This is a genomic window from Niveispirillum cyanobacteriorum, assembly GCF_002868735.1.
Taxonomy (GTDB): Bacteria; Pseudomonadota; Alphaproteobacteria; order Azospirillales; family Azospirillaceae; genus Niveispirillum; species Niveispirillum cyanobacteriorum.
The window spans coordinates 1736140-1759625 of record NZ_CP025611.1; the positions used below are offsets into that span (position 1 = coordinate 1736140).

Annotated in this window: 22 protein-coding genes; 12 read left to right on the forward strand and 10 right to left on the reverse strand. The window is 64.2% G+C overall.

Annotated elements, in window-relative coordinates; translation table 11 throughout:
* The first annotated feature begins 3 nt into the window (after positions 1-3).
* Complete coding sequence (clpA, locus tag C0V82_RS07880) at positions 4-2304, forward strand: ATP-dependent Clp protease ATP-binding subunit ClpA (RefSeq protein ID WP_102111860.1); 2301 nt, start codon at positions 4-6, stop codon at positions 2302-2304.
* Positions 2305-2367: 63 nt separating this feature from the next.
* On the forward strand, positions 2368-3021 hold the full coding sequence (locus tag C0V82_RS07885; RefSeq protein ID WP_102111861.1) for a hypothetical protein: 654 nt from the start codon (positions 2368-2370) through the stop codon (positions 3019-3021).
* A 58-nt stretch (positions 3022-3079) separates the two neighbouring features.
* Here the strand turns inward: C0V82_RS07885 and C0V82_RS07890 are convergent, their stop codons facing one another.
* Entirely contained in the window at positions 3080-4288 is a 1209-nt protein-coding gene (locus C0V82_RS07890; protein WP_102111862.1) for a DUF418 domain-containing protein, read from the reverse strand.
* A 210-nt stretch (positions 4289-4498) separates the two neighbouring features.
* On the opposite strand from C0V82_RS07890, the gene C0V82_RS27240 reads away from it, so the two are divergent.
* Positions 4499-4660, forward strand: coding sequence for a hypothetical protein (locus C0V82_RS27240; protein WP_188595060.1), 162 nt, complete (start codon positions 4499-4501; stop codon positions 4658-4660).
* Positions 4661-4715: 55 nt separating this feature from the next.
* On the opposite strand, the gene gatA is transcribed toward C0V82_RS27240, so the two are convergent.
* The gene (gene gatA / locus C0V82_RS07895; RefSeq protein WP_102111863.1) at positions 4716-6197 is read right to left on the reverse strand and encodes an Asp-tRNA(Asn)/Glu-tRNA(Gln) amidotransferase subunit GatA; all 1482 of its coding nucleotides are present in this window, start codon (positions 6195-6197) and stop codon (positions 4716-4718) included.
* The gene (gene gatC, locus C0V82_RS07900) at positions 6197-6499 is read right to left on the reverse strand and encodes an Asp-tRNA(Asn)/Glu-tRNA(Gln) amidotransferase subunit GatC (RefSeq protein WP_054165863.1); all 303 of its coding nucleotides are present in this window, start codon (positions 6497-6499) and stop codon (positions 6197-6199) included. Before gatC ends, gatA begins: the two co-directional genes overlap by 1 nt.
* 97 nt (positions 6500-6596) lie before the next feature.
* On the opposite strand from gatC, the gene ruvX reads away from it, so the two are divergent.
* Positions 6597-7106, forward strand: coding sequence for a Holliday junction resolvase RuvX (gene ruvX / locus C0V82_RS07905; protein WP_102111864.1), 510 nt, complete (start codon positions 6597-6599; stop codon positions 7104-7106).
* A gap of 55 nt (positions 7107-7161) precedes the next feature.
* Here ruvX and C0V82_RS07910 read toward each other — a convergent pair whose 3' ends face one another.
* From C0V82_RS07910 to C0V82_RS07920, 3 genes are all read right to left on the reverse strand, one after another.
* On the reverse strand, positions 7162-7428 hold the full coding sequence (locus C0V82_RS07910; RefSeq protein ID WP_102111865.1) for a Txe/YoeB family addiction module toxin: 267 nt from the start codon (positions 7426-7428) through the stop codon (positions 7162-7164).
* Positions 7425-7676 carry a type II toxin-antitoxin system Phd/YefM family antitoxin gene (locus C0V82_RS07915; RefSeq protein WP_102111866.1) on the reverse strand — a complete coding sequence of 84 codons (252 nt, stop codon included), beginning with the start codon at positions 7674-7676 and terminating at the stop codon, positions 7425-7427. The genes C0V82_RS07910 and C0V82_RS07915 overlap by 4 nt, the downstream gene beginning before the upstream one ends.
* A gap of 61 nt (positions 7677-7737) precedes the next feature.
* Positions 7738-11340, reverse strand: a complete 3603-nt coding sequence (locus C0V82_RS07920) for a hydantoinase B/oxoprolinase family protein (RefSeq protein ID WP_102111867.1) — start codon at positions 11338-11340, stop codon at positions 7738-7740.
* 205 nt (positions 11341-11545) lie between these two features.
* Here C0V82_RS07920 and C0V82_RS07925 point away from each other — a divergent pair, with 205 nt between their 5' ends.
* The 4 genes from C0V82_RS07925 to C0V82_RS07940 are packed head-to-tail and all read left to right on the forward strand — an operon-like array spanning position 11546 to position 15387.
* Positions 11546-12337 (forward strand): LytTR family DNA-binding domain-containing protein, encoded by a 792-nt coding sequence (locus C0V82_RS07925; protein WP_158659803.1) that lies wholly within the window; start codon positions 11546-11548, stop codon positions 12335-12337.
* A 54-nt stretch (positions 12338-12391) separates the two neighbouring features.
* On the forward strand, positions 12392-13789 hold the full coding sequence (locus C0V82_RS07930) for an amidohydrolase family protein (RefSeq protein WP_102111869.1): 1398 nt from the start codon (positions 12392-12394) through the stop codon (positions 13787-13789).
* Positions 13782-14939 (forward strand): dipeptidase, encoded by a 1158-nt coding sequence (locus tag C0V82_RS07935; RefSeq protein ID WP_102111870.1) that lies wholly within the window; start codon positions 13782-13784, stop codon positions 14937-14939. The genes C0V82_RS07930 and C0V82_RS07935 overlap by 8 nt, the downstream gene beginning before the upstream one ends.
* Before the next feature lie 13 nt (positions 14940-14952).
* Entirely contained in the window at positions 14953-15387 is a 435-nt protein-coding gene (locus C0V82_RS07940; RefSeq protein ID WP_199772380.1) for a RidA family protein, read from the forward strand.
* Between the two features lies 1 nt (position 15388).
* Here the strand turns inward: C0V82_RS07940 and C0V82_RS07945 are convergent, their stop codons facing one another.
* Together C0V82_RS07945 and fliI are read right to left on the reverse strand one after the other, a co-directional pair.
* Positions 15389-15826, reverse strand: coding sequence for a flagellar FliJ family protein (locus C0V82_RS07945; protein ID WP_102111872.1), 438 nt, complete (start codon positions 15824-15826; stop codon positions 15389-15391).
* Positions 15826-17151 (reverse strand): flagellar protein export ATPase FliI, encoded by a 1326-nt coding sequence (gene fliI, locus C0V82_RS07950; protein ID WP_102111873.1) that lies wholly within the window; start codon positions 17149-17151, stop codon positions 15826-15828. The genes C0V82_RS07945 and fliI overlap by 1 nt, the downstream gene beginning before the upstream one ends.
* A 168-nt stretch (positions 17152-17319) precedes the next feature.
* Between fliI and ctrA the strand changes: the two genes are divergently transcribed.
* The 3 genes from ctrA (at position 17320) to C0V82_RS07965 (ending at position 19645) form a co-directional block, all read left to right on the forward strand.
* Positions 17320-18030: a response regulator transcription factor CtrA gene (gene ctrA / locus C0V82_RS07955; RefSeq protein ID WP_102111874.1), complete on the forward strand. Its 711-nt coding sequence runs from the start codon at positions 17320-17322 to the stop codon at positions 18028-18030.
* A complete protein-coding gene (locus C0V82_RS07960; RefSeq protein ID WP_158659804.1) occupies positions 18027-19103 on the forward strand; it encodes an NAD(P)/FAD-dependent oxidoreductase in 1077 nt (358 codons plus the stop codon). The genes ctrA and C0V82_RS07960 overlap by 4 nt, the downstream gene beginning before the upstream one ends.
* Before the next feature lie 74 nt (positions 19104-19177).
* Positions 19178-19645 (forward strand): DUF1203 domain-containing protein, encoded by a 468-nt coding sequence (locus C0V82_RS07965; RefSeq protein WP_102111876.1) that lies wholly within the window; start codon positions 19178-19180, stop codon positions 19643-19645.
* Between the two features lie 114 nt (positions 19646-19759).
* On the opposite strand, the gene amt is transcribed toward C0V82_RS07965, so the two are convergent.
* Entirely contained in the window at positions 19760-21892 is a 2133-nt protein-coding gene (gene amt, locus C0V82_RS07970; protein ID WP_158659805.1) for an ammonium transporter, read from the reverse strand.
* A gap of 239 nt (positions 21893-22131) precedes the next feature.
* Here amt and C0V82_RS07975 point away from each other — a divergent pair, with 239 nt between their 5' ends.
* Complete coding sequence (locus C0V82_RS07975) at positions 22132-22551, forward strand: VOC family protein (protein ID WP_102111878.1); 420 nt, start codon at positions 22132-22134, stop codon at positions 22549-22551.
* Positions 22552-22588: 37 nt separating this feature from the next.
* Here C0V82_RS07975 and panC read toward each other — a convergent pair whose 3' ends face one another.
* Complete coding sequence (gene panC, locus C0V82_RS07980) at positions 22589-23428, reverse strand: pantoate--beta-alanine ligase (protein WP_102111879.1); 840 nt, start codon at positions 23426-23428, stop codon at positions 22589-22591.
* Between the last annotated feature and the right edge of the window lie 58 nt (positions 23429-23486).

The following is a 23486-nucleotide window of genomic DNA, read 5'->3' on the forward strand; positions in this document are numbered from 1 at the left end:
ATCATGCTGTCGCGGAATCTCGAACAGACCCTCCACCGGGCCCTGGCCAACGCCAACGAACGGCGTCACGAGTATGCGACGCTGGAGCATCTGCTGCTGGCGCTGACGGAGGACCAGGACGCGCTGGCGGTGCTGCGGGCCTGCGGCGTGGATGTGGCGAAGCTGAAGGCCGAACTGGTCGAATATCTGGACGGTGAACTGTCCAATCTGGTGACGACCCGCCAGGACGATGCCAAGCCCACCGCCGGTTTTCAGCGCGTGCTGCAACGCGCCGCCATCCATGTGCAAAGCTCGGGCCGTGAGGAAGTGACGGGCGCCAACGTCCTGGTTGCCCTGTTCTCCGAACGCGAAAGCCACGCCGTCTATTTCCTGCAGGAGCAGGAGATGACCCGGTTCGACGCTGTCAACTACATCTCCCACGGTATCGCCAAGGCCCCCGGTCGGGCTGAGCCGAAGCGCGTGTCGGGTGCGGATGAAGAGGCGCATGCCGAGAAGGTGGTGAAGAAGGGGACGGAGGCGCTGGAAGCCTATTGCGTCAACCTGAACAAGAAGGCCCTGTCCGGCAAGATCGACGCCCTGATCGGGCGCGAGCAGGAGGTGGAGCGCACCATCCAGATTCTGTGCCGCCGGTCGAAGAACAATCCGCTTTACGTGGGTGATCCCGGCGTGGGCAAGACCGCCATCGCCGAAGGTCTGGCGCGCCGCATCGTACAGGGTGAGGTGCCGGAGATTCTGCGTAAGGCCACCATCTACTCGCTCGACATGGGTTCGCTGCTGGCCGGCACGCGCTATCGTGGCGACTTTGAGGAGCGGTTGAAGGCCGTGGTGTCGGAGCTGGAAGCGATGGAAGGCTCCATCCTGTTCATCGACGAAATCCACACGGTCATCGGCGCCGGCGCCACCAGCGGCGGGGCCATGGACGCGTCCAACCTGCTGAAGCCGGCCCTGGCGTCCGGCGCCCTGCGCTGTATCGGCAGCACGACCTACAAGGAATATCGGTCGTACTTTGAAAAGGACCGCGCCCTGGTGCGGCGGTTCCAGAAGATCGACGTCAACGAGCCGTCGATCGAGGATGCGATCAAGATTCTGGATGGCATCAAGGTCTATTACGAGACGCACCATAAGGTGCGCTACACCAAGGACGCCATCCGGTCGGCGGTGGAGCTGTCCGCGCGCTATATCGGCGACCGCAAGCTGCCCGACAAGGCCATCGACGTGATCGATGAAGTCGGGGCAGCGCAGACCATGCTGCCCGAGAACAAGCGCAAGAAGACCATCACCCAGAAGGATGTGGAGGCCGTGGTCGCCAAGATCGCGCGCATCCCGCCCAAATCGGTCAGCCGCGATGACAAGGAAGTGCTGCTGAACCTAGAGCGTGATCTGAAGACCATGGTCTTCGGCCAGAACGCCGCCATCGAAGCGCTGGTATCGGCCATCAAACTGGCCCGCGCCGGCCTGCGCGAACCGGAAAAGCCCATCGGCAACTACCTGTTCTCCGGCCCCACTGGCGTCGGCAAGACGGAAGTGGCCAAACAGCTTTCCCGGACGTTGGGGATTGAGCTGATTCGCTTCGATATGTCCGAATATATGGAGCGTCACACCATCAGCCGCCTGATCGGCGCACCGCCGGGCTATGTGGGGTTCGATCAGGGCGGCATGCTGACCGACGCCATCGACCAGCATCCGCATTGCGTGTTGCTGCTGGACGAGATCGAGAAGGCGCATCCCGACATCTACAACATCCTGTTGCAGGTGATGGATCATGGCAAACTGACGGACCATAACGGCAAGATCGTCGACTTCCGCAACGTCATCCTGATCCTGACAACCAATGCCGGTGCCGCCGACATGGCCAAGCATGCCATTGGTTTCGGCAGCGGTGTACGCACAGGCGACGATCAGGAAGCCATCAACAAGACCTTCACACCGGAATTCCGCAACCGTCTGGATGCCATCATCCCGTTCGGCAATCTGGGACCGGATGTGGTGGCCCGCGTGGTGGACAAGTTCGTGATGGAGCTGGAAGCGCAGTTGACCGACCGGGGCGTGACCATCGAACTGACCGATGGTGCGCGCGCCTGGCTGGCCAAGAAGGGCTACGATCCCGTCATGGGCGCCCGCCCGCTGGCCCGCACCATTCAGGAACATGTGAAAAAGCCGCTGGCCGAGGAATTGCTGTTCGGCAAGCTGTCAAAGGGCGGGGCCGTGCGCGTCATCCTGAACAAGGAAGGCGACGGTCTGGATTTCGACTATGCCGAGCCGAAAGGCCAAAAACGCGAGGAGAAGATCGAAGAACTCGCGTAATTTGACATTCCGCATCATTTCCCCGCACAGTGAGCGCATGAATAATGCCCATTGCGCGGGGGAATGATGCGCGGTTTGTCTATATTGAGCTGGCCGATCCTGCTGCTGTTCAGTGCCATCATGACAGGGTGCGGCGGCAATGCTGCCCTGGTCCGTGATCGGGAGGATGTACCGGTCCTGCAAGGTTCTGGCAAAGCACTGGTCTATTTAAGCTCAGGCATCGACAACAAAGGCAATTTGTTCGTCGGCGACCATGTAACACAGCCGATACTGTCGCTGGTATTGGACCCGCCCGTCAAAGTATTGGAAAAGGGTGTTCTGGTCGAAAAGACCGTTTTTTCCCCCATAGGCAATGACCGGTTCTTCACGCTTCCCGCCGGTCGTTATGGTTTGGCCTTTGTTGCGAGCCTTGCGGGCGGTGTGAACAACGCCACCTATCAACTTGGCAAGCCGAATGGACGCTGGGTCATTGATTTTGAGGTCAAGGAAGGCGATGTCCTTTACCTGGGCCACTGGCATTTCACGCCGGATCGGCAAGACCTCAACAAAGCGCAACTGAACATTCGGGTTGAGGATCGGTTCGACCAGATCGCCACCGACCTGCGAAAGGACCTGAATGAACAAGAACCGGGCCGGGGTGACCGACTTGTTCGGCGGCTTGTCGTGCCCAGCCGTACGTCCATTCCGTTAACCGCGATGCCGGCGAACACGCCGTAAAAATGCAGGGGCCGTTGGCAGGTGTGTTGTTGCCCATCGAAGCCAACGGCCCTTGTTATCAGATCACCGCGCGCCGCAGCGGCACATCGAACCGGCCCAGCGTGGCGCAGCGCCAGAGCCATTCCACCGGGCCATAGGCATGGTGGCGCAGCCACCAGTCGGCAAAGCGCATCTGTGCCGCCACGAACAGCACGCCCACGCCCACCGACAGGGCAATACCCCAATGCTGATAGAAGCCCAGCCCATAGCCATGGAAGAAGGGCACGAAGATGATGGAATGCATCAGGTAACAGGTCAGGCTCATCCGCCCGAACGCAGCCAGCCGGCCCGTGAAGCCAAAGCCCGCGATGCGGCGATAGATCAGGGCAAAACCTGAGGCCCAGAGCAGCATCTGCATGAGGTTGGCCCAGCCGCCCGTCATCATGCCCAGATGGTATTTCAGCAGGCCCTGCAAGGGCAGCCCCTGAACCCATAGTGACAGGGGGAACAGAAAGACGAACCCGGCCAGGGCCAGTTGGAATGTCCGCGTCCAGATGCGACGGTTGCCCGGATTATCCAGGTAAAGCTGCCGCCGTCCGGCCATCATGCCCAGGATCAGCAGGCCCGCCATCTGCTGCCACCGCCCCGATTCGGCAAAGAACCAGAATCGCGCCGTCTGGCCCGTCGTCAGGTTGTTCAAGAACACCGCCGACCAGCTATCCTGGGTGAACAGGGTGAAGATGCGGCCATAAAGCGCCCAGTGCGAGGGGTTGGACGGCGTGGTCTCCGGCGTGATCCACAGGGCGATCACGGTCCATAGCGACAACGCTTGCCCCAGCAGCAGGATGACCAGCGGTGCCAGCCAGCGGTCCGGCACGCGGTAGAGAAAGACCAGCGGCAGTCCGAAGACGGCCAGGACCAACAATATATCGCCGATATAAAGCAGGGCGTGGATATAGCCCATGGCCCCCAGCAGTACCAGCCGCCACAGGAACCGCAGCCTTGCTGCTGCATCCCCATCCCTCTTCGCCCAACTTTGCAGGATCAGGGTGAAGCTGATCCCGAACATCATGGCGAAGATGGCATAGGCCTTGCCCGCGAACAGGCCGAAGGTCAGGTGATGCACCCACTGGTTCAGGCTGTTCAGCCAGTCCGGCGCGTTGGCCGGATAGCGCAGCAGTTCGAAATGTTCATCCATATGGACCAGGAACAGCCCGATCAGGGCCGTTCCGCGCAGCGCATCCACCATGTCGATGCGGCTGCCGTCCCGTGACACGACATTGCCCATTATCTACTCCCCTGCCCTGCCAGAACTCTTCTGGCGGGCCGCCCCGGTCTTGCCGCCGGTGGTCATTGGTCGGGCACCCCACTTCCGGCGTGGAAGGTGACATGGCGGGCGGGGGATGGGCAAGCACCGGCATGCGCCAAAATAACCTTCCGCTTCATCGGGAAGGGCATTAGGCTGCGCATCCTGAACACTGTTCTGGAGAAAGCCGCGATGATCGCGACGCTGCGTCTGATGCTTATCCTGGCTGGCGCCCTGGCCCTGTCGGGCTGTGGTGTCGCCTCCACGGTGGGCACCGTCGTCGGCACCACGGTTGACGTCGCCACAACGGCTGTCTCCACCACTGTGGATGTGGTGACAGCACCCTTGCCGTAAAATGCAGAAGGCCCCGCCACCCTGGGGTGACGGGGCCTTCTGTTTCAAGCCATAATCAGCGGCAGTAGGGCGGCAGCGGCTGCGGGCCGGCGGCCTTTTCGATGATGTCGGCGACGCGCAGCAGCGTCTCCTCATCAAACGGACGGCCGATCAGCTGCAGACCCAGCGGCAGACCGTCGGACGCCAGACCCGCCGGCACCGACATGCCCGGCAGACCGGCCAGCGAGGCCGGCACCGTGAACACGTCGTTCAGGTACATGGAAATCGGGTCGTCCTGCTTTTCCCCAATCGCGAACGCCGTGCTGGGGGCAGTCGGTGTCAGCAGGATGTCACACTGCTCGAACGCCTTGGCGAAATCCTCGGCGATGCGGGCGCGCACCTTCTGGGCCTTCAGGTAATAAGCATCGTAGTAACCAGCCGACAGCACGTAGGTGCCGATCAGGATACGGCGGCGCACTTCCTTGCCGAAGCCTTCGCCACGCGTATTCTCATACATCTCCTTCAGATCCTTGCCCTCGACCCGCAGGCCGAAGCGCACGCCGTCATAGCGGGCGAGGTTGGAGGAGCATTCAGCAGGGGCGACCACGTAATAGGTGGCCAGCGCGTACTTGGTGTGCGGCAGGCTGACCTCCACCGGCGTGGCGCCGGCGGCCTTCAGCCATTCGATACCCTGCTGCCAGACACGCTCAATCTCCGCCGGCATGCCATCGACGCGGTATTCCTTGGGAATGCCGACGCGCAGGCCACGGATATCGCCGGTCAGGGAGGCCAGCAGGTCCGGCACCTTCATATCGACGGACGTGCTGTCCTTCGGGTCGAAGCCGGCCATGCTCTGCAGCATCAGGGCGGCATCGCGCACCGTGCGGGTCATGGGGCCTGCCTGATCCAGCGAGCTGGCAAAGGCGATGGTGCCCCAGCGGGAGCAGCGGCCATAGGTGGGCTTCAGACCAACAATGCCCGTGAAGCTTGCCGGCTGACGGATCGAACCGCCCGTGTCGGTGCCCGTGGCGGCGATGGCGAAACGACCAGACACGGATGCAGCAGACCCGCCCGACGAACCACCCGGCACCAGCTTGCGATCCGCACCGGCGGGGTCCTTGCCCGTCCAGGGGTTCAGCACGGGGCCGTAATAGGAGGTGATATTGGCCGAACCCATGGCGAATTCGTCCAGGTTCAGCTTGCCAAGCATGACGGCACCGTCACGGAACAGGTTCTCCGTGATCGTGCTTTCATATTCCGGCTTGAACCCGTCCAGGATATGGCTGGCGGCGGTGGTCAGCACGCCCTTGGTGCAGAACAGGTCCTTGATGCCCAACGGCATACCGTCCAGCGGCAGATTTGTGCCGGCGGCATAGCGCGCGTCGGACGCCTTGGCCTGCTCCAGGGCGATGTCCGGCGTCTCCGTGATGAAGGCGTTCAGCGGGCGTGCCGCCTCAACAGCGGCGATATAGGCGTTGGTCAGTTCCAGCGCCGTGAAATCCTTGGCCTTCAGCCCGGCCAGGGCTTCGGACATGGAGAGATGGGTCAGGTTGGTCATTATTCGACGACCTTGGGCACGGAGAAGAAATGTTCGGCGGCGTCGGTCGCATTCGATACGACCTTGTCGGGATAGCCGCCATCCGTGACGACATCCGCGCGGCGGCGCAGGGTCTGGGCCGCGACGGACGTCATCGGCTCCACCCCGTCAGTATCGACCTCGCCCAATTGCTCGACCCAGTCGAGCAGCTTGTTCAGCTCGCCCGCCAAATGCTCCTGCTCTTCAGCGGGAACCTTGATGCGGGCAAGATGGGCGATCTTCGCCACGGTCTTGGCGTCCAGGGTGGCCTTGTCCTGCGACATGGTGCTAAATCTCATCATTGCTGTGGGCTTGTCGTCCCAGCCGTCCGCCGAATGGAAGACGCGGGCGTTAAAGCGGTCAGGAAGCTAGCATCCCATCATGTCCATCCGCAACCTTGTGGAACTGAAAGCGGTCATGCCGCGTCACGCACGCCTTATCGGGCTCGATATTGGCGAAAAAACCATCGGTATGGCGGTCTGTGACCCCGGTTTTACCGTCGCCTCACCCATCGGCACCATCCGGCGCACAAAGTTTATGCAGGATGCGCAGGAGCTTGTCCGCGCCATGAAGGACCGCGACGTGCGCGGTCTGGTCATCGGCCTGCCCGTGAACATGGACGGAACGGAGGGGCCGCGTTGTGAGTCGGTGCGCGAATTCGCCCGCAATCTGCTGATCCGGCCCGAACTGTTCGGCAAGGTGGAGCCGGAGATCGCGTTCTGGGACGAACGCCTGTCCACCAGCGCCGTCGACCGCATGATGATCGAATGGGACATGACCCGCAAACGCCGGGACGAGGTGGTGGACAAGATGGCCGCCGCCTACATCCTGCAAGGTGCGCTGGATTATCTGAAGAAGGCGGCGGAGACACCGGAGGATACCGGACCTTGAGCCGCAGGTCAGATTGGGGGCCGAGGCGAACGCAAGCTGGCATACGCGCCATCTCTCAATAGTGCTTGCGGCAAGACAAAACCTCTATCCGCTGATCCGGGCCGGCACCAGCTACCTGATACACGAGGCGGTGCTCCTGGGTGATCCGGCGGGACCAAAAGCCGCTCAGCGGACCCTTCAATGGCTCAGGCTTGCCGATACCGGTGAAGGGCGTGCGCCGGGCGCTTTGCAGCAAATCGTTGATACGCCCAACAATCTCCGGGTGCTGGGCCTGCCATGCCAGATAGTCGTCCCAAGCCGCCTCAGAAAAGACGACCTTCATTCAGGCGGGTTCCATTCAACGATCCGGCCCGCATCCAATTGTTCCATGGATCGCCGCAGATGTTCCGCGTTCGCGGGTGAACTGAGCAGGTGAACCGTCTCCTGCCACCCCTCGAACTCACTCATGGACATTAAAATCACATCCTCGGCACCTTGGCGCGTCACCACGACAGGCGTTCGATCCTGTGTAACCTTGTCCATAAGGCCCGCCAAATTCTGTCGGGCTGTGCTGTAATTCACCACATCCATGGCATCCTCCACTGTCACTCCGTTATCTGTACCATCTTTTGTACAGATATGTAGTGCCAACTTATGCCCCATAGCCCCCGCCGCCCGGCGTCTCGATGACGAATACGTCCTCGGCCCCCATCTCCGCCTTTGCGGTGGCGGACAGGACCTCCACCCTGCCGTCCGCCCGTTCCACCCGCGCACCTCCCGGCAAGGCGTCACCACCGCCCGCCGCGCCATAGGGCCGGATGCGGCGGTTGTTGGACAGGATGGCGGCGGTCATCGGCTCCAGGAAGCGGATGCGACGTTCCACGCCCTCCCCGCCCTTCCAGCGGCCCTGCCCGCCCGAACCGCTGCGCAGGCGGAAACTGTCCAGCATCACGGGGAAGCGCCATTCCAGCACCTCCGGATCAGTCAGGCGGCTGTTGGTCATGTGGGTATGCACCCCGTCCGTCCCGTTAAAACCGGGACCGGCGCCCGATCCGCCGCAAATCGTCTCGTAATACTGGTACGTCGCATTGCCGAAGGTGAAGTTGTTCATGGTCCCCTGGGCCGCCGCCAGAACGCCCAGCGCCCCGTAAAGGGCGTTGGTCACGGCCTGGCTGACCTCCACATTGCCGGCCACCACGGCGGCGGGATAGCGTGGGTTCAGCATGCTGCCTTCGGGGATGATGATCTCCAGCGGCTGTAAGCAGCCATCATTCAACGGGATGTCATCATCCACCAGGGTGCGGAAGACATAGAGAACGGCAGCGCGCACGATGGCCGAGGGTGCATTGAAGTTGCCCGGCTGCTGTGGGGATGTGCCGGTGAAATCGATCCGCGCCGACCGGGCCGCACGGTCGATGGAAACGGCCACGCGCACATGCGCCCCACTATCCATTTCGAGATCGAAATGACCATCCTTCAGGACGCCGATCACCCGGCGCACTTGCTCCTCGGCATTGCGCTGAACATGGCACATGTAGGAGGTTACCGTTTCGATACCGAAAAGATCGACCATCTTCATCAACTCATCCCGCCCGCGCGCATTGGCGGCGATCTGGGCACGCAGGTCGCCCAGATTCTGTTCGATGTTGCGGGCGGGATAGGGACTGCTGGTCAGCAGGTCCACCACCTCGCGTTCGAGAAGAGCGCCATCGCGGACCAACAGGAAATTATCGATCAGGATGCCTTCCTGATCGATATGGGTGCTGTCGGGCGGCATGGAACCCGGCGTGATGCCGCCAATATCGGCCTGATGCCCCCGGCTGGCCACCCAGAACAGGATGTCCGTGCCGGCCTGATCAAAGACCGGCGTCACCACGGTCACGTCGGGTAGATGCGTGCCGCCGCGATAGGGGTTGTTCAGCATGACGGCATCGCCAGGACGCAGACTGTCGCGCCTAGCATTGATCACGGTGCGCACGCTGTCGCCCATGGAGCCCAGATGCACCGGGATATGCGGGGCGTTGGCGATCAGGTTGCCGCCCGCATCGAACAGGGCGCAGGAAAAATCCAGCCGTTCCTTGATATTCACGGAATGGGCCGTGTTCTCCAGCGCCAGACCCATCTGTTCGGCGATGGACATGAACAGGTTGTTGAACACTTCCAGCATCACGGGATCGGCATCGGTGCCCACGGCCACACGGGCCGGCAGCGGCACCACCCGGCGCAGGATCAGGCCGCCGCGCGCCGTCACCCGCGCCTGCCAGCCGGGTTCGACCAGCGTGGTTCCCGTCGCCTCCGTCAGGATGGCGGGGCCGTCAATGGCAACACCGGGGGCCAGGGCGTCGCGGTCATGGATGGCGACCGCCCGCTCCACCCCGTCCATCCAGACGGGCACGGTAGCGCGCGGCGACGGGGCGGCCACGCTCTCCGGCTCGGCCATCACGGCGTCCGACAATTGCTCCCCACTGGCCGCCACCGCTTCGGCCGACAGGCTTTCCACCACCAGCGGGCGGTGGGGTACGTCAAAGCCGAAGCGCTGCCGATGTTCGGCCGCAAAGGCGGCGCGCATCGCCCCCTCATCCCCGAATGGCACTTCCAGCGTCGCATCGGTGCCCGCCACCTTGATGCGGGCCGTATGGATCAAGCGGATGCCGGCATCGGTCACCCCCTGTTCGCGCAGTTCCGCCGCCGCATCGGCGCCCAGCGCATCCAGCACCGATGACAGTTCAGCCATCGCATCCGGCCCCAGCGTCCGTTCCACCGACCGGTCGCGCAAGGCCCCCAGGTCGGCTAGCCCCATGCCATAGGCCGACAGCACGCCCGCAAACGGGTGCAGATAGACGCTGGTCATGCCCAGCGCGTCGGCCACCAGACAGGCATGCTGTCCACCCGCCCCGCCGAAACAGTTCAGGGCATAACGGGTGACGTCATAGCCGCGCTGGACCGAGATGTGCTTGATGGCGTTCGCCATGTTTTCAACGGCGATCTTCAGGAAGCCCTCGGCCAGTGCCTCTGCCCCCATGGCCCGGCCCGTGGCCGCCGAAACCTCTGCCGCCATGGCCGCGAACTTGGCCCGCACCACATCGGCGTCCAGCTTCTGGTTCCCGTTGGGACCGAAGACGGCGGGGAAGAAATCGGGATGCAGCTTGCCGACCATGACATTGCAGTCGGTGACCGTCAGCGGCCCACCCCGGCGATAGGCGGCGGGACCCGGATTGGAGCCCGCCGATTCCGGCCCCACCCGCAGCCGCGCGCCATCGAACCGGCAGATGGATCCACCACCCGCCGCCACCGTGTGGATACGCAGCATCGGCACGCGCAGACGCACACCCGCCACCACGGTCTCAAGGCTGCGTTCATAGGTGCCGGCATAGTGGGAGACGTCGGTGCTGGTACCGCCCATGTCAAAGCCGATGATACGGTCCAGCCCTTCTGCGGCGGCCGTCCGCACCGCACCGACAATCCCGCCGGCGGGACCCGACAGAATGGCGTCGCGGCCCTGGAACCGTGCCGCCTCCGTCAGGCCGCCATTGGACTGCATGAAATAGAGCGGAATGCCGGGCAGGGCATCGGCCACCTGCGCCACATAGCGGCGCAGGATGGGCGACAGATAGGCATCGGCCACGGTCGTATCGCCGCGCCCCACCAGTTTCATCAAGGGACTGACCTGATGGCTGGCCGAGACCTGCGTAAACCCGATCTCCCGCGCCAGATCGGCCACCGCCGCCTCGTGTGCGGGATAGCGGTAGCCGTGCATGAAGATGATGGCGCAGGCGCGGTAGCCAGCGTCGAATGCCGCCTGCAAGCCCGTGCGCGCGGCCCCCATGTCCAGGGGGCGGCGCACGGTGCCATCGGCCATCACGCGTTCCGGCACCTCCACCACGCTGGTGTAAAGCTGTTCCGGCAGTTCGATCCGGCGTGCAAAAATCTTGGGCCGCGCCTGATAGCCGATGCGCAATTGATCACCCAGGCCGGCCGTGATGACCAGCAGCGTCTTCTCCCCTTTGCGTTCCAGCAGGGCGTTGGTGGCAACCGTCGTGCCCATGCGCACCGCCTCCACCGCGTCCGCCGGCACGGGTTCCCCCGGCGCCACGCCCAGCAGGTCGCGGATGCCCTGCACCGCCGCATCGCGGTAGCGTTCGGGATTTTCCGACAGAAGCTTGTGGGTCAGCAGGCGGCCATCCGGTCGGCGGGCCACAATGTCGGTGAAGGTGCCGCCCCGGTCGATCCAGAATTGCCAACGCCCGCCCGTCATCGCGCACCTTCTACCCTGTCAGAAACCAAACGGCGCGGAGTGTGCCGGGAACCGGGGGTGGGCGTAAACCCCTGTGACGGATTGGTACCGGGAAGGCACCCTTCAGGGTGGCACCCGTGCCGCCCTTCCACTATCCTGCCCCCTCACCATCACTGTTCCAAGCCGCCCCATGAAAAGCCCACCCAGTATTCTCGGCATGGTGTTGATGTGGTTGATCATATCGATCGCCCTCACCATCATGGGGCCGTTCGGAACGATCCGCATTCCGCTCCAGGAACGCCTGCCCTACTGGCTGGGGCTGATGGCGGTCAGTTGCCTGAAATGGTGGGTCTGGTTCCGGCTTACCGGTCCGCTGGTGGGCTGGCGGGAACGCCATATGGCACTGATGGGTGTTCTGTCGGTGTTCATTCTGCACCTGACCCTGCCGTTCGAGGTGCAGGTGGCCAACGGGTTCGTTGGCGGCCCGGCGCCGGCCTATCTTCCGCTTTATGGTACGGCGGTGGCCCTTGGTCTGATCATCTGTGCCGGTATCGAGGCTGCCCGCTGGGGCATGCGCCGCCATCAGATGACCGGCACGTCCGAGATGGCGGCGGTTGTAACCCCCGCAGCGGCGGACATGGCAGTGACAGCACCGGCTCTGCCCATCGATCCACCCAGTGGCGGTCTGCTGTTGCGGGCCGGGGTGAGCGACCCGGCACAGGTGATGGCAGTGGAGGCAGAGGATCATTACCTGCGCCTGCATCTGAGCGATGGGCGAAAACCGCTAGTCCTGTACCGGCTGCGCGACGCGATGGCCGAGCTGTCACATCTCGACGGGGAGCAGGTGCATCGTGGCTACTGGGTGGCGGGACAGGCCGTGCGCGGCCTGGAACGGCGGGACGGGCGCAAATGGGCGCTGCGGCTGGAGGGCGGTCTGTTGGTCCCCGTCAGCGCCACCTTCATGCCGATGGTGCGCAAACGCGGCTGGCCGGAATTGACCCCGGCCCTGGAACGCTGAACAGAGAAGGGAAACGGGGGCATGAAGGGATTTCACGGAACCGTGCGGCCAGGAATGACCCGCACGGCCCTCGGCCTGCTGCTGCTGACGGCGTCACTTATATCCCCCGCCCTGGCCCATGCCCCGCCGGGTGCCATGGAGCGGCCCTTTGCCCCGGCGGAGAAGGGCGCGCGGGTGATCTATGCCGGGGTCACCCTGATCGATGGGCGCGGTGGTCCGGCACAGCCCGGCATGGCGGTGATCACGGAAGGGGAGCGGATCGCCAACGTCCTGCCCCTGGCGCAACTGGACGCGGCCAGCCGCACGGGCGCCACCCTGATCGACCTGACCGGCCAATACCTGATCCCCGGCCTGATCGACAGCCATCAGCATATGGCGACACCGCCCAACCGGGTGCAGGCAGAAGCACAGATGCGCCGCGACGTGTTTGGCGGCGTCACCGCCGTGCGTGACATGGCCGACGACCTGCGCGCCATCAATGAATATGCCCGCGCCGCGCGCGTGGGCGAGGTGCCGGGGCCGGACATCTGGGCCGCCGCCCTGTTCGCGGGTCCCGATTTCTTCGATGATCCGCGCACGGCAGCGGCAGCAGAGGGGGTGAAGCCCGGCGCCGTGCCCTGGATGCGCGCCGTCGATGACACCACCAACCTGTCCGAAGCCGTCACCCTGGCGCGCGGCACGTCCGCCATCGCGGTCAAGCTGTATGATAATCTGCGGCCACAGGATGTCCGCGCCATTACCGCGGAGGCGCACCGCCAGGGCCTGCGCGTCTGGGCCCATGGCATGGTGTTTCCCACCCCGCCCGCCGATGTCGTGGCCGCCGGCGTCGACAGCATTTCCCACACCTGCTACCTCGCCTACCACATCTCCAACCCCCGCCCCCTGACCTACAAGGACCGGCGCCTGGTGGAGATCGACCGGCTGAAGGGTGGCGATAATCCGGAGATGGCGGCCCTGTTCAAGGATATGGCCAAGCGGGGCATCATCCTGGACGCCACCCTGCGCGTTTATCAGGAATATGATAAGCGGCTGACCGCCAAGCCCGACATGAAGCCCCGACCCCATTGTACCCTGGACGTGGCGGCGGCCCTGACGGCGCAGGCCCGGCGCGAAGGCGTCACCATCGTCACCGGCACCGATGGCGTGCCGCCTGCCGCCCATCCCTGGCCCGCGCTCTATGACGAACTGACCCTGCTGCACAGCCGCGCGGGCATGAGCACGGCGGAAGTCATCCGCGCCGCCACGCTGGACGGTGCCCGCGTCCTGGGGCAGGAGGCAGAAATGGGCAGCGTAGAGGCCGGCAAGCTTGCCAATTTTGTGGTGCTGGCCCGCGACCCGCTGGCCGACCTGGGCAACCTGACATCCATACGTTTTACGGTGAAGCGCGGCACCCGCCTTGACCGCACCGCCTATCGCCCCATCACCGCACAGGAGATGCCCCAGGATGACTGAGATTGCCCGCCGCCATCTACTGCTGACCGGGGCTGCGGCGGCCCTGCTGCCAGCTGCGGTACAGGCCGCCACCACCATCCCCGGCCCCACGGGTGCCACCAGCATCCGCGACATGCTGGTCATCAATGCCCTGGGCGGCCTGGGCAATCCCAATGTGAAGCCGGCGGACGGGGCGTCGCGGGCAGAAAAGCTACGTATCGATCAGCGCGCCCTGGACGATGCCCGCCGGTCGGGCCTGCATGTGGTCAACAGCACCATCGGCTGGGTCGCAGGACCGGAGGAGCCGTTTGAGTTCAGCGTGCGGGAGACAGCCTCCACCCTGCTGCAAATCCGCAATCAGCCGCGCGATCTGACCCTGATCCTGACAGCGGGCGACATTGAGCGTGCGCGGGCCGAGGGCAAAATCGGCATCATCATGGGCTTCCAGAACGCCGCCATGTTCGGCAAGGATGCCTCACGCGTCGATCTCTTCGCCGATATGGGCGTGCGGGTCATGCAACTGACCTACAATGTCCAGAATGACCTGGGTTCCGGCAGCCTGATGCCAGAAGACCAGGGCCTGACCAATTTCGGGCGGGAGGTGATGGCCCGGATCGAGGCCAACAAGGTCATGGTCGACCTGTCCCATTCCAACCGCCAGACCTGTCTGGACGCGATTAAGGCGGCGACCCGGCCCCTGTCGATCAACCATACCGGTTGCCGCGCCATCACCGATCTGGCCCGTAATAAGACGGACGCCGAAATGCGCGGCGTGGCTGACAAGGGCGGCTTTGTCGGCATCTATTTCATGCCCTTCCTGGCCAAGGGCCGCGTCGCCACCGCCGATGATGTGGCCACCCATATCCTGCATGCGGTCAAGGTGGCGGGGGAGGACCATGTCGGCATCGGCACCGATGGCTATGTCACCTCCTATGACGATATGGATGCGTACATGGAGGAGCTGCGCAAAGAGAATGAGCAGCGGGTGAAGCTGGGCATTGCGGCGGCGGGCGAAAGTGCCACCACCACCCCCTTCATCATGGATCTGCGTGGACCGGGCCAGTTTCAGAAGCTGGCCGACCTGCTGTTGGCCAAGGGGCTGAAGACCGGACAGGTAGAAAAGATCCTGGGCCGGAATTTCCTGCGCTTTGCGCGCGATGTCTGGGGCTAAAGGGGGAATGACGATGATGAGGCATACACTTGTCGCCGGCCTGATGCTGGCCGGGCTGTCCACGGCACCGGCCCTGGCCGATGATATGGTCTTCCACAAATCCTTTCCCGGCGCCCCCTTCTCCGAATCGGTGGAGGTGGATGGGGTGCTTTACCTGTCGGGACAATTGGGCACCGATGCCAATCTGAAACTGCCCGACGGCATGGCGGCGCAGGGTCGGCAGGTGATGGAGAATATCAAGGCCGCCGTGGAAAATCGCGGCCTGACCATGGACCATGTCTTCAAATGCACCGTCATGATGGCGGACATGAAGCAGTGGGGCGACTTCAACAAGATCTACATCACCTATTTCAAGCCCGACCGCCTGCCCGCCCGCTCCGCCTTCGGCACCAACGGACTGGCCCTGGGTGCCCTGCTGGAGGTGGAGTGTCTGGCGAAGATGCGGTGACTTACCCCTCGCCCTCCTCCGCTACCCCCTGCTGGCGGGAAAAGCGGATGGAAGCGACCTCGTCGAACATCTGGGTTTCCCGGTAACGCCGCGCTTCCTTGGCGGCAAGGTCGCGCTGTTCCTGCACTTGCTCGAACTTCTTCTGTTCGCGAAACGCCTCGGCCAGGGCTTCCTCCGCCCGCTCCAACTCTAGGCGCAGGGTGGCAGCGCGGCGTTCATATTCCTCGCGCAGCATTTCCACCCGCCTTGCGAAGGCCGGGTAGGATTTAGCCAGCATAAGGTCAGTGGCAGCGAGGTCGCGCTCCACGATCACCTGTTGTTCAAACTGCTCCCGCTCTGCCACCAGACGGTCCTGGCTTTCCTGAAGCTGCACCACGACGCGGCGGCGCTGGTCCACCTCCCGCTGGTTCAGGCGGATCAGGGGCTTCAAATCCTTCATCAGCCGGCACCGCCCAGGATGGCCGCCAGTTCGGCATAGCCCTGGTCAAGGGTACTGCGCTCCCCCTTGCCCTGGCGCAGAAAGGCCTCGATGGCGGGGTTGTAATGGATGGCCTCATCCACCTGCGCGTCGCTGCCCTTGCGGTAGGCGCCCAGGCGGATCATCTCCTCCATGTCGGAATAGGCGGACATCAGCCGCCGGGCCTTGCCGACCAGGGCGTTCTGTTCGGGCGTGTTACAGCCGGGCATGGTGCGGCTGACCGAGCGCAGGATGTTGATGGCGGGGTAACGCCCCCGCTCGCCAATCTTGCGTTCCATCACGATATGGCCGTCCAGGATACCGCGCACCGCGTCGGCGATGGGTTCTTCCATGTCGCCACCCTCGACCAGCACCGTGAACAGGCCACTGATCGTGCCCACGCCCGTACCCGGCCCGGCGCGTTCCAGCAGGCGCGGCAGTTCGGCAAAGACGGTGGGGGGATAGCCCTTGGTGGTCGGCGGTTCACCGGCGGACAGGCCGATCTCACGCTGGGCCATGGCGAATCGGGTCACGCTGTCCATCAGGCACAGAACATCCTGTTCCTGATCGCGGAAAAATTCCGACACGGCGAAGGTCAGATAGGCGGCCTGACGGCGCATCAGGGGTGGCTCGTCCGACGTCGCCACGATGACGACAGAACGCGCGATACCTTCCGGCCCCAGATCATGTTCCAGGAATTCCTGCACCTCGCGCCCGCGCTCACCGATCAGGCCGATGACGCTGACATTGGCCTCCGTATATTTGGCCAACATGGACATCAGCACCGACTTGCCCACGCCGGAGCCGGCAAAGATGCCCATGCGCTGCCCCCGGCAGCAGGACAGGAAGGTGTTGATGGATTTCACACCCAAATCCATCTTGGCCCCCACACGTTTACGGGCATGGGCAGGCGGCGGGCCGGCCTTGATCAGATAAGGCACCTCGCCGGTGGGCAGCGGGCCCTTGCCGTCGATGGGCTGTCCCAATGCATTGATGACCCGGCCCAGCCAGGCTTGCGTTGGATAGATCGACGCCTGTCCCTCCGCCACCTCCGCCCGGCAGCCCAGGCCAATATCGTCCAGCGTGCCGAACGGCATCAGCAATGCGCGTCCCCCGCGAAAGCCCACCACCTCACAGGGGACAGGCTTCCCCCCGCGCGTGATGACGCGGCAGCGGCCGCCGATGGACAGGCGCCGTTCCACCCCACCCACCTCTACCATCATGCCAAGCACCGAGGTGACGCGGCCAAAAACGGCGTAGGTCGGCAAGGCGTTGATCTCTTGCACCAACTGATCGTGATCAAGCATGGAACGCCCCTGGTCTTTGGCAAATCCGCAATGACATGGCCGGACACATACGAATGAACAGGCGATGACCCCTGGCAAAACCATTGGTCGGATAGCATATCCGTAGAGGCTCTGTTAACCTATCTGCCGTAGATGGGGTATACCTACTCTTGCCTCAAGGAAACCATCATGCGCGTCCTGCTGGTTGAAGACGATGCCGCGATGCAGAAAAGCATCCAGCTGATGTTGTCCGCCGAAGGTGGGTACATCGTGGACGCCACCAGCCTGGGTGAGGACGGGCTGGAGATCGGTAAACTCTACGACTATGATATCATCATCCTGGACCTGATGCTGCCCGACATGGACGGGTACGAGGTGCTGCGCCGCCTGCGCGCCTCGCGGGTCAACACCCCCATCCTGATCCTGTCGGGCCTGTCCGACCTGGACAACAAGATCAAGGGCCTGGGCTTTGGCGCCGATGATTACCTGACCAAGCCGTTCGACAAGCGTGAATTGATCGCGCGTGTACAGGCCATCATCCGCCGGTCCAAGGGCCATTCGGAAAGCATCATCCGCACCGGCAAGCTGACCGTTAACCTGGATGCCAAGACGGCCACCGTGGAAGGGGCGCCCCTGCACCTGACCGGCAAGGAATATGGCATTTTGGAACTGCTGTCGCTGCGCAAGGGCACGACCCTGACGAAGGAGATGTTCTTGAACCATCTCTATGGCGGCATGGACGAGCCTGAGCTGAAAATCATCGACGTCTTCGTCTGCAAGCTGCGCAAAAAGCTGACCACCGCGACCGAGGGCGACAATTATATCGAGACGGTGTGGGGCCGCGGCTATGTGCTGCGCGACCCGGCCGAAGGTGCCGTAACCACAAAGGCCGCCGGTTGAGGAGGCCACAGCGTATCCTGCTTCTGGGCGGCGGCCACGCCCGCCCGCCCCTGCTGAAACGCATGTCCGCCCTGGGCCGGGCTGGGCACAAGACCACGCTGCTATCCCCCGCCCCGCAGGTTTGGGCGGAGGCTGTGCCGGCCCTGCTGGCTGGACGCATTGATCCGGCCACCGCCCGCCTCGATGCCGGCGCCCTGGCGCGGGATGCGGGGATCGAGTTCATTGATGATGCCGTTCTGGGCCTGGACCTGAAGGCCGGGCTGGTTCATCGGCATGAGGGGGAGCCCGTCCCCTTCGACCTGCTTTCCATCGCGCCTGAAGCGGGCACCCGGCCCCTGCCCGGCACGCTGGGACATGCCCGCTGCTTCGCCACCCGCCCCCTATCCCGTCTGCTGGACCTGCGTTCGGCCCTGGAAGCGCGGTTTGAACAGCATCCGGGCCGCGTCGTGGCCCTGACCATCGCTGGCGGCGGGGTGGAGGCGGTGCGCATCGCCCTGTCGATCCTCCATCTTGCTGCCCTGCTGGGCGGGCATGTGGCCGTCACCCTGCTGATGCGCGGCCTGATCCTGACAGGATTGCCGGGACCGGCGGGGGTTCGGCTGGCGGAAATCCTGTCGACCCATGGTGCCATCCTGATCGAAAAGGCACCCGTGGCGCGGGTAGAGGGGAATGAGGCGGTATTGGTCAATGGTGACCGCATCGCCTTCGACCTGTTCTTGAATGCGACCGGCGGGGCCGGGCCGGCCTGGCTGAAAACCAGCGGGCTGACTGTCGATGCGAACGGGCGCCTGCGCTGTGATGCCAAGCTGTTCGTGGGCGGGTTGGAACATGTGCTGGCAGGTGGTGAAGCGGTCAGCCCGGAAGGCGGGCGGCATCCCGGCTGGGGCACGCTGACCTATAACCTGACGGCCATGGCCATTGATCTGGTGCCGCGCCGGGCATCGCCGCGCAAGCCCCCTCTATTCTTCGACCTGGGTAACGGCGAAGCGCTGGCCGCCTGGGGCCGGCACTGGACGCTGGGCCGTACCGCACTATGGGCCCTGCGCTGGGCCGAGGGGCGCTGGCTGCTGTGACCGCAAGAACCGGGTCGCTGCTTCGATCCCGGCCTGCCATCGTCGCGCCATCACGACACGATGGAGCGCCCGCCATGTCCTATATCGTCAGCGGCCTGCAATCCGCCCCTTTCGCCCCCCTGTTCGGCCTGGATGATCAGGCGCTGGCCCAGCGCGGCATACGGCGCATGACGGCGCCACAGGACGGGCTTTACCCCTGCCGCGTCACGCTGGCCGATGTGCCGGCGGGCACCGATGTCCTGCTTCTGTCCTATCAGCATCAACCGGCCCACACCCCCTACCGCGCCGAGGGGCCGATCTTCGTGACCGAAGGCCATGCCGAAACGGCGGTGGCGACGGGTGAGGTGCCGTTGATGATGGCCAAACGCATCCTGTCCGTCCGCGCCTATGACGGCGATGACATGATCGTCGATGCCGATGTTATCGACGGGAAGGACGCCGATGCCCTGTTCCGCCGCTATCTGGCGCGACCGGAGGTGGCGTATCTGCATGTGCATCTGGCCCGGCGCGGATGCTATGCCGGGCGCGTGGATCGTATGTAAGTGTGCCCTCAAACGCCGGGCGGGCGCCGCCGCGCCCTTGGCTCACGCCGCATGTGCTGCGGGCCGGCAGTCGCCGGCCTGCGATGTCATGAGCCATAAGCTCATGCCATCGGCCTAACCCGTCCGCCGGTCCTTCTCCGCCGCCCGTTCGATGGTGCGGGCGATGGGGAAGCGGATATGGACGCTGGTGCCCTTGCCCGGCGCCGTCTGGATCACCAGCGTCCCGTCATGCAGACGCACCAGGGCATTGACCAGCGACAGGCCAAGGCCCGAGCCGCCATGGCCCTTGGCCAACCCGCCTTCCAACTGCGTGAAGGGTTCCAGCGCCTTGGAGACCAGGGCCGGGTCCATGCCGATCCCCGTATCCGAGACAGTCAGGCACAGACGGCGGTCGGGCTCGAAACTGGCCGACAGTTTCACCTTGCCGCCCGCCGGTGTGAACTTGACCGCATTGCCAACCAGATTGATCAGGATCTGCCGGATGGCGCGTTCATCGGCCTGCAGAGCGGGCAGGTCGGGGGAGACATCCAGGATCAGGCCCATGCTGCCGCTTTCGGCCAAAGGCTGCATCAGGCGGTGGACGCCACGCAGGATGCGGGCCAGGTCCAGCGGCTGTTCGTTCAGCTGGAACTTGCCCGCCTCCAGCCGCGAGAAATCCAGCACATCATTGACCAGGGCCAGCAGATGCTTGCCACCATCATGGATGTCGCGGGCATGCTCGACATAATGTTCGTCAATGGGGCCATAGGCCTGATCGGCGATCAGCTGTGAAAAGCCGATGACGGCGTTCAGCGGTGTACGCAGCTCATGGCTCATCGTCGCCAGGAACTGCGACTTGGCAAGGTTGGAGTTCTCCGCCTCAACCTTCGCCTTTCCCAACTCGTCCAGCAGCAGGGAGTGGCGCTGGATCTCCGACGTCACGCGGTCGATGACGCGGTTATACTGGGCGGCGATCAGCTCCACATCCGATTGTGGCTCCACATGCACCGGGCGGTCGAACTTGCCCTCCTGGCGGTGGCGCTCCATCTCGGCCGCCAAATCCAGCATGGGGGAGGTGGCCCCATGTTCGGCGACGTTCAGGCCCAGCCGTTCCGCCTCCACATCGATGCGCAGCGGGAAGATGCGGTTGATAACCCGCAGCAGGATATAGCCGCTGCCAAAGGTGAAGACGCCACAGGCCGCCACACCCGTCAACTGCACGCCCAGTTGCTGCCACCGCGACAAGCCCGTGCCGAACAGGGCGACATCGCCAAAGAGCGCCACGCACAGGGTGCCCCAGATGCCGGCGAACAGATGCACGGGCACGGCACCCACGGCATCATCGATCTTCAACCGGTCCAGCAGCACGCCGCCGGCAATGACGATGATCCCGGCCACGGCCCCGATGATGGCCGCCGACCCTGTCCCCACCACCAGCGCACAAGCCGTGATGCCGACCAGACCACCCAGAATGCCGTTGAGGAAATGTTCGACGCGCGGCTTCGGCTCCATCAGCACGGACACGAAATGGCCCGTCAGGCCACCGGCACAGCCCGCGACCACGGTGTTCAACAAGACCCCCGGCGCCTTGTCCAGATCACCCAGCACCGACCCGCCATTGAAACCCAGCCAGCCGAACCACAGGACCAGCACGCCAGACGCCGCCATGGTCAGGTTATTGCTGCCCAGCGCGCGCACGCCGGGATCAAAGCGCCCGGTGCGCGGCCCGATGACCAGCACCGCGGCCAGCGACAGCCAGCCGCCCACCGAATGCACGACGGTGGAGCCGGCGAAATCAATGAAGCCCAGAGCCGACAGCCAGCCCTGGCTCTGCGGTCCGGCCATCCCGCCCCAGGCCCAATGCCCGAAAACCGGATAGATCAGGGCCGACAGCAGGGCCGAGACGACGATATAGCTGCCATAGCCCATGCGTTCGGCCACGGCCCCCGACACGATCGTGGTGGCCGTGCCGCAGAACATGATCTGAAACAGGATGAAGACCAGGGGCGTCGCAGCATCCAGATGGTCGGGCATGAAGCCGCCGGTGCCGATCAGGCCCAGCCAGCTGGGCCCGAACATGATGGCGTAGCCGAACAGCCAGAACAGGAAACCGGCGATGCAGAAATCCATCACATTCTTGATGGCGACATTGATGGAGTTCTTGGCCCGGACGAACCCGACCTCCAACAGGCAGAATCCCAGCTGCATCGCGAAGACCAGGGCCGTCGCGGTCAGGACCCATAGATGAACGACCGGATCACTCGTCATCCACATCCCCACCGGCACCTTCCCCCCTCCCGTCGGGGGTGGGCCGGAAATATTGGTAAAGCTTGTTGCGTGACACCGCTAACATCCATGCCAACACGGATCATGTTGCATTGCAATCGAACTTTCATGGCGATTATGCGGGGGCGCTGGGGAACAATTGCATGCCGGGGCTGGGATATTGCCCGCCAATGCCCCATGTTAGGGAGATCGGATTTCCGCCAACCCTTGGATAAGAAACGATGAAATACCTGCATACCATGGTCCGTGTGACCGACCTGGAGCAGTCGCTGGATTTCTACTGCAACAAGCTGGGCCTGAAGGAACTGCGCCGCATGGAAAACCAGGCGGGCCGCTTCACCCTGATCTTCCTGGCCGCCGATGAGACACCGGATGCGCAGGTGGAGCTGACCTATAACTGGGACCCGGAGGTCTATACGGGTGGGCGCAATTTCGGCCATCTGGCGTTCGAGGTGGATGACATCTACGCCACCTGTCAGTCGCTGATGGACAAGGGCGTGACCATCAACCGTCCGCCGCGCGACGGCCGCATGGCGTTCGTCCGCTCCCCCGACAACATCTCGATCGAGTTGCTGCAGAAGGGCGGAGCCTTGGCCCCGGCAGAGCCGTGGACCAGCATGCCCAACACGGGCGTGTGGTAAGGAAAGCAGGGGCGGGCCGGCGGGTCCGCCCCATTTCTTACACCGCCATATTATCCAACAGCCGCACCCCGCCTAGCCGGGCGGTGCAGATCAGGCGGCCGGGGGCGGGTACCGTCAGGGGTTCCAGGGTCAGCGCATCGACCAAGGCCAGGTAGTCAACGGCGGTGAAGCCGGCATCCAGCAGGGCCTTTGTGCCCGCCGAAAGGACCGCGTCCACCGCCTCTCCGGCGTGCAGCCGGTCGATCACGCCGCGCATGACGCGATTGAGCTGCCCCGCCACCTGCCGCTGTTCGGGCGACAGATAGGCGTTGCGCGATGACAGGGCCAAGCCATCGGCTTCGCGCACCGTCGGCACGCCCTCAATCTGCACCGGGATATCCAGGTCGCGCACCAGTTGCCGGATGGTGCAGAGCTGCTGGTAATCCTTTTCCCCAAAGCACGCGACATCGGCACCGGCCTGCAACAGCAGCTTGGTCACCACCGTGGCCACGCCCTGGAAATGGCCCGGGCGGAACGCCCCTTCCCAGCGGCTGGTAACGGGGCCGACATCGATGCTGGTGGCGAAACCCGCCGGATACATCACATCGACGGTCGGCGCGAACAGCAGGTCGCAGCCGGCACTGGCCAGCTTGGCGGCGTCACCTGCCTCATCGCGCGGATAGCGGCTGAAATCCTCATTCGGGCCGAATTGCGTGGGGTTCACGAACACCGTGGCAATCACCCGGTCGGCCAGTTCGCGCCCGTGCCGCACCAGGGTCAGGTGCCCGTCATGCAGCGCACCCATGGTGGGAACCAGGGCCGTGCGCAGCCCGGCCTGCCTCCAAGCGGACACCTGGGCACGCAGATCGGCGACAGTGCGAACGATGGGGAGGCTCATGGCGGCGGCTCAAGGGCTGTTTCGCGGGTGCGGCATAGGGAGGTATGCCCTCGCCCGC

Bases quoted from the DNA above. Each gene is read 5' to 3' on its own strand.
- clpA (WP_102111860.1), top strand. From the start codon at position 4: ATGCTGTCGCGGAATCTCGAACAGACCCTCCACCGGGCCCTGGCCAAC.
- C0V82_RS07885 (WP_102111861.1), top strand. From the start codon at position 2,368: ATGATGCGCGGTTTGTCTATATTGAGCTGGCCGATCCTGCTGCTGTTC.
- C0V82_RS07890 (WP_102111862.1), bottom strand. From the start codon at position 4,288: ATGGGCAATGTCGTGTCACGGGACGGCAGCCGCATCGACATGGTGGAT.
- C0V82_RS27240 (WP_188595060.1), top strand. From the start codon at position 4,499: ATGATCGCGACGCTGCGTCTGATGCTTATCCTGGCTGGCGCCCTGGCC.
- gatA (WP_102111863.1), bottom strand. From the start codon at position 6,197: ATGACCAACCTGACCCATCTCTCCATGTCCGAAGCCCTGGCCGGGCTG.
- gatC (WP_054165863.1), bottom strand. From the start codon at position 6,499: ATGTCGCAGGACAAGGCCACCCTGGACGCCAAGACCGTGGCGAAGATC.
- ruvX (WP_102111864.1), top strand. From the start codon at position 6,597: ATGTCCATCCGCAACCTTGTGGAACTGAAAGCGGTCATGCCGCGTCAC.
- C0V82_RS07910 (WP_102111865.1), bottom strand. From the start codon at position 7,428: ATGAAGGTCGTCTTTTCTGAGGCGGCTTGGGACGACTATCTGGCATGG.
- C0V82_RS07915 (WP_102111866.1), bottom strand. From the start codon at position 7,676: ATGGATGTGGTGAATTACAGCACAGCCCGACAGAATTTGGCGGGCCTT.
- C0V82_RS07920 (WP_102111867.1), bottom strand. From the start codon at position 11,340: ATGACGGGCGGGCGTTGGCAATTCTGGATCGACCGGGGCGGCACCTTC.
- C0V82_RS07925 (WP_158659803.1), top strand. From the start codon at position 11,546: ATGTGGTTGATCATATCGATCGCCCTCACCATCATGGGGCCGTTCGGA.
- C0V82_RS07930 (WP_102111869.1), top strand. From the start codon at position 12,392: ATGACCCGCACGGCCCTCGGCCTGCTGCTGCTGACGGCGTCACTTATA.
- C0V82_RS07935 (WP_102111870.1), top strand. From the start codon at position 13,782: ATGACTGAGATTGCCCGCCGCCATCTACTGCTGACCGGGGCTGCGGCG.
- C0V82_RS07940 (WP_199772380.1), top strand. From the start codon at position 14,953: ATGATGAGGCATACACTTGTCGCCGGCCTGATGCTGGCCGGGCTGTCC.
- C0V82_RS07945 (WP_102111872.1), bottom strand. From the start codon at position 15,826: ATGAAGGATTTGAAGCCCCTGATCCGCCTGAACCAGCGGGAGGTGGAC.
- fliI (WP_102111873.1), bottom strand. From the start codon at position 17,151: ATGCTTGATCACGATCAGTTGGTGCAAGAGATCAACGCCTTGCCGACC.
- ctrA (WP_102111874.1), top strand. From the start codon at position 17,320: ATGCGCGTCCTGCTGGTTGAAGACGATGCCGCGATGCAGAAAAGCATC.
- C0V82_RS07965 (WP_102111876.1), top strand. From the start codon at position 19,178: ATGTCCTATATCGTCAGCGGCCTGCAATCCGCCCCTTTCGCCCCCCTG.
- amt (WP_158659805.1), bottom strand. From the start codon at position 21,892: ATGACGAGTGATCCGGTCGTTCATCTATGGGTCCTGACCGCGACGGCC.
- C0V82_RS07975 (WP_102111878.1), top strand. From the start codon at position 22,132: ATGAAATACCTGCATACCATGGTCCGTGTGACCGACCTGGAGCAGTCG.
- panC (WP_102111879.1), bottom strand. From the start codon at position 23,428: ATGAGCCTCCCCATCGTTCGCACTGTCGCCGATCTGCGTGCCCAGGTG.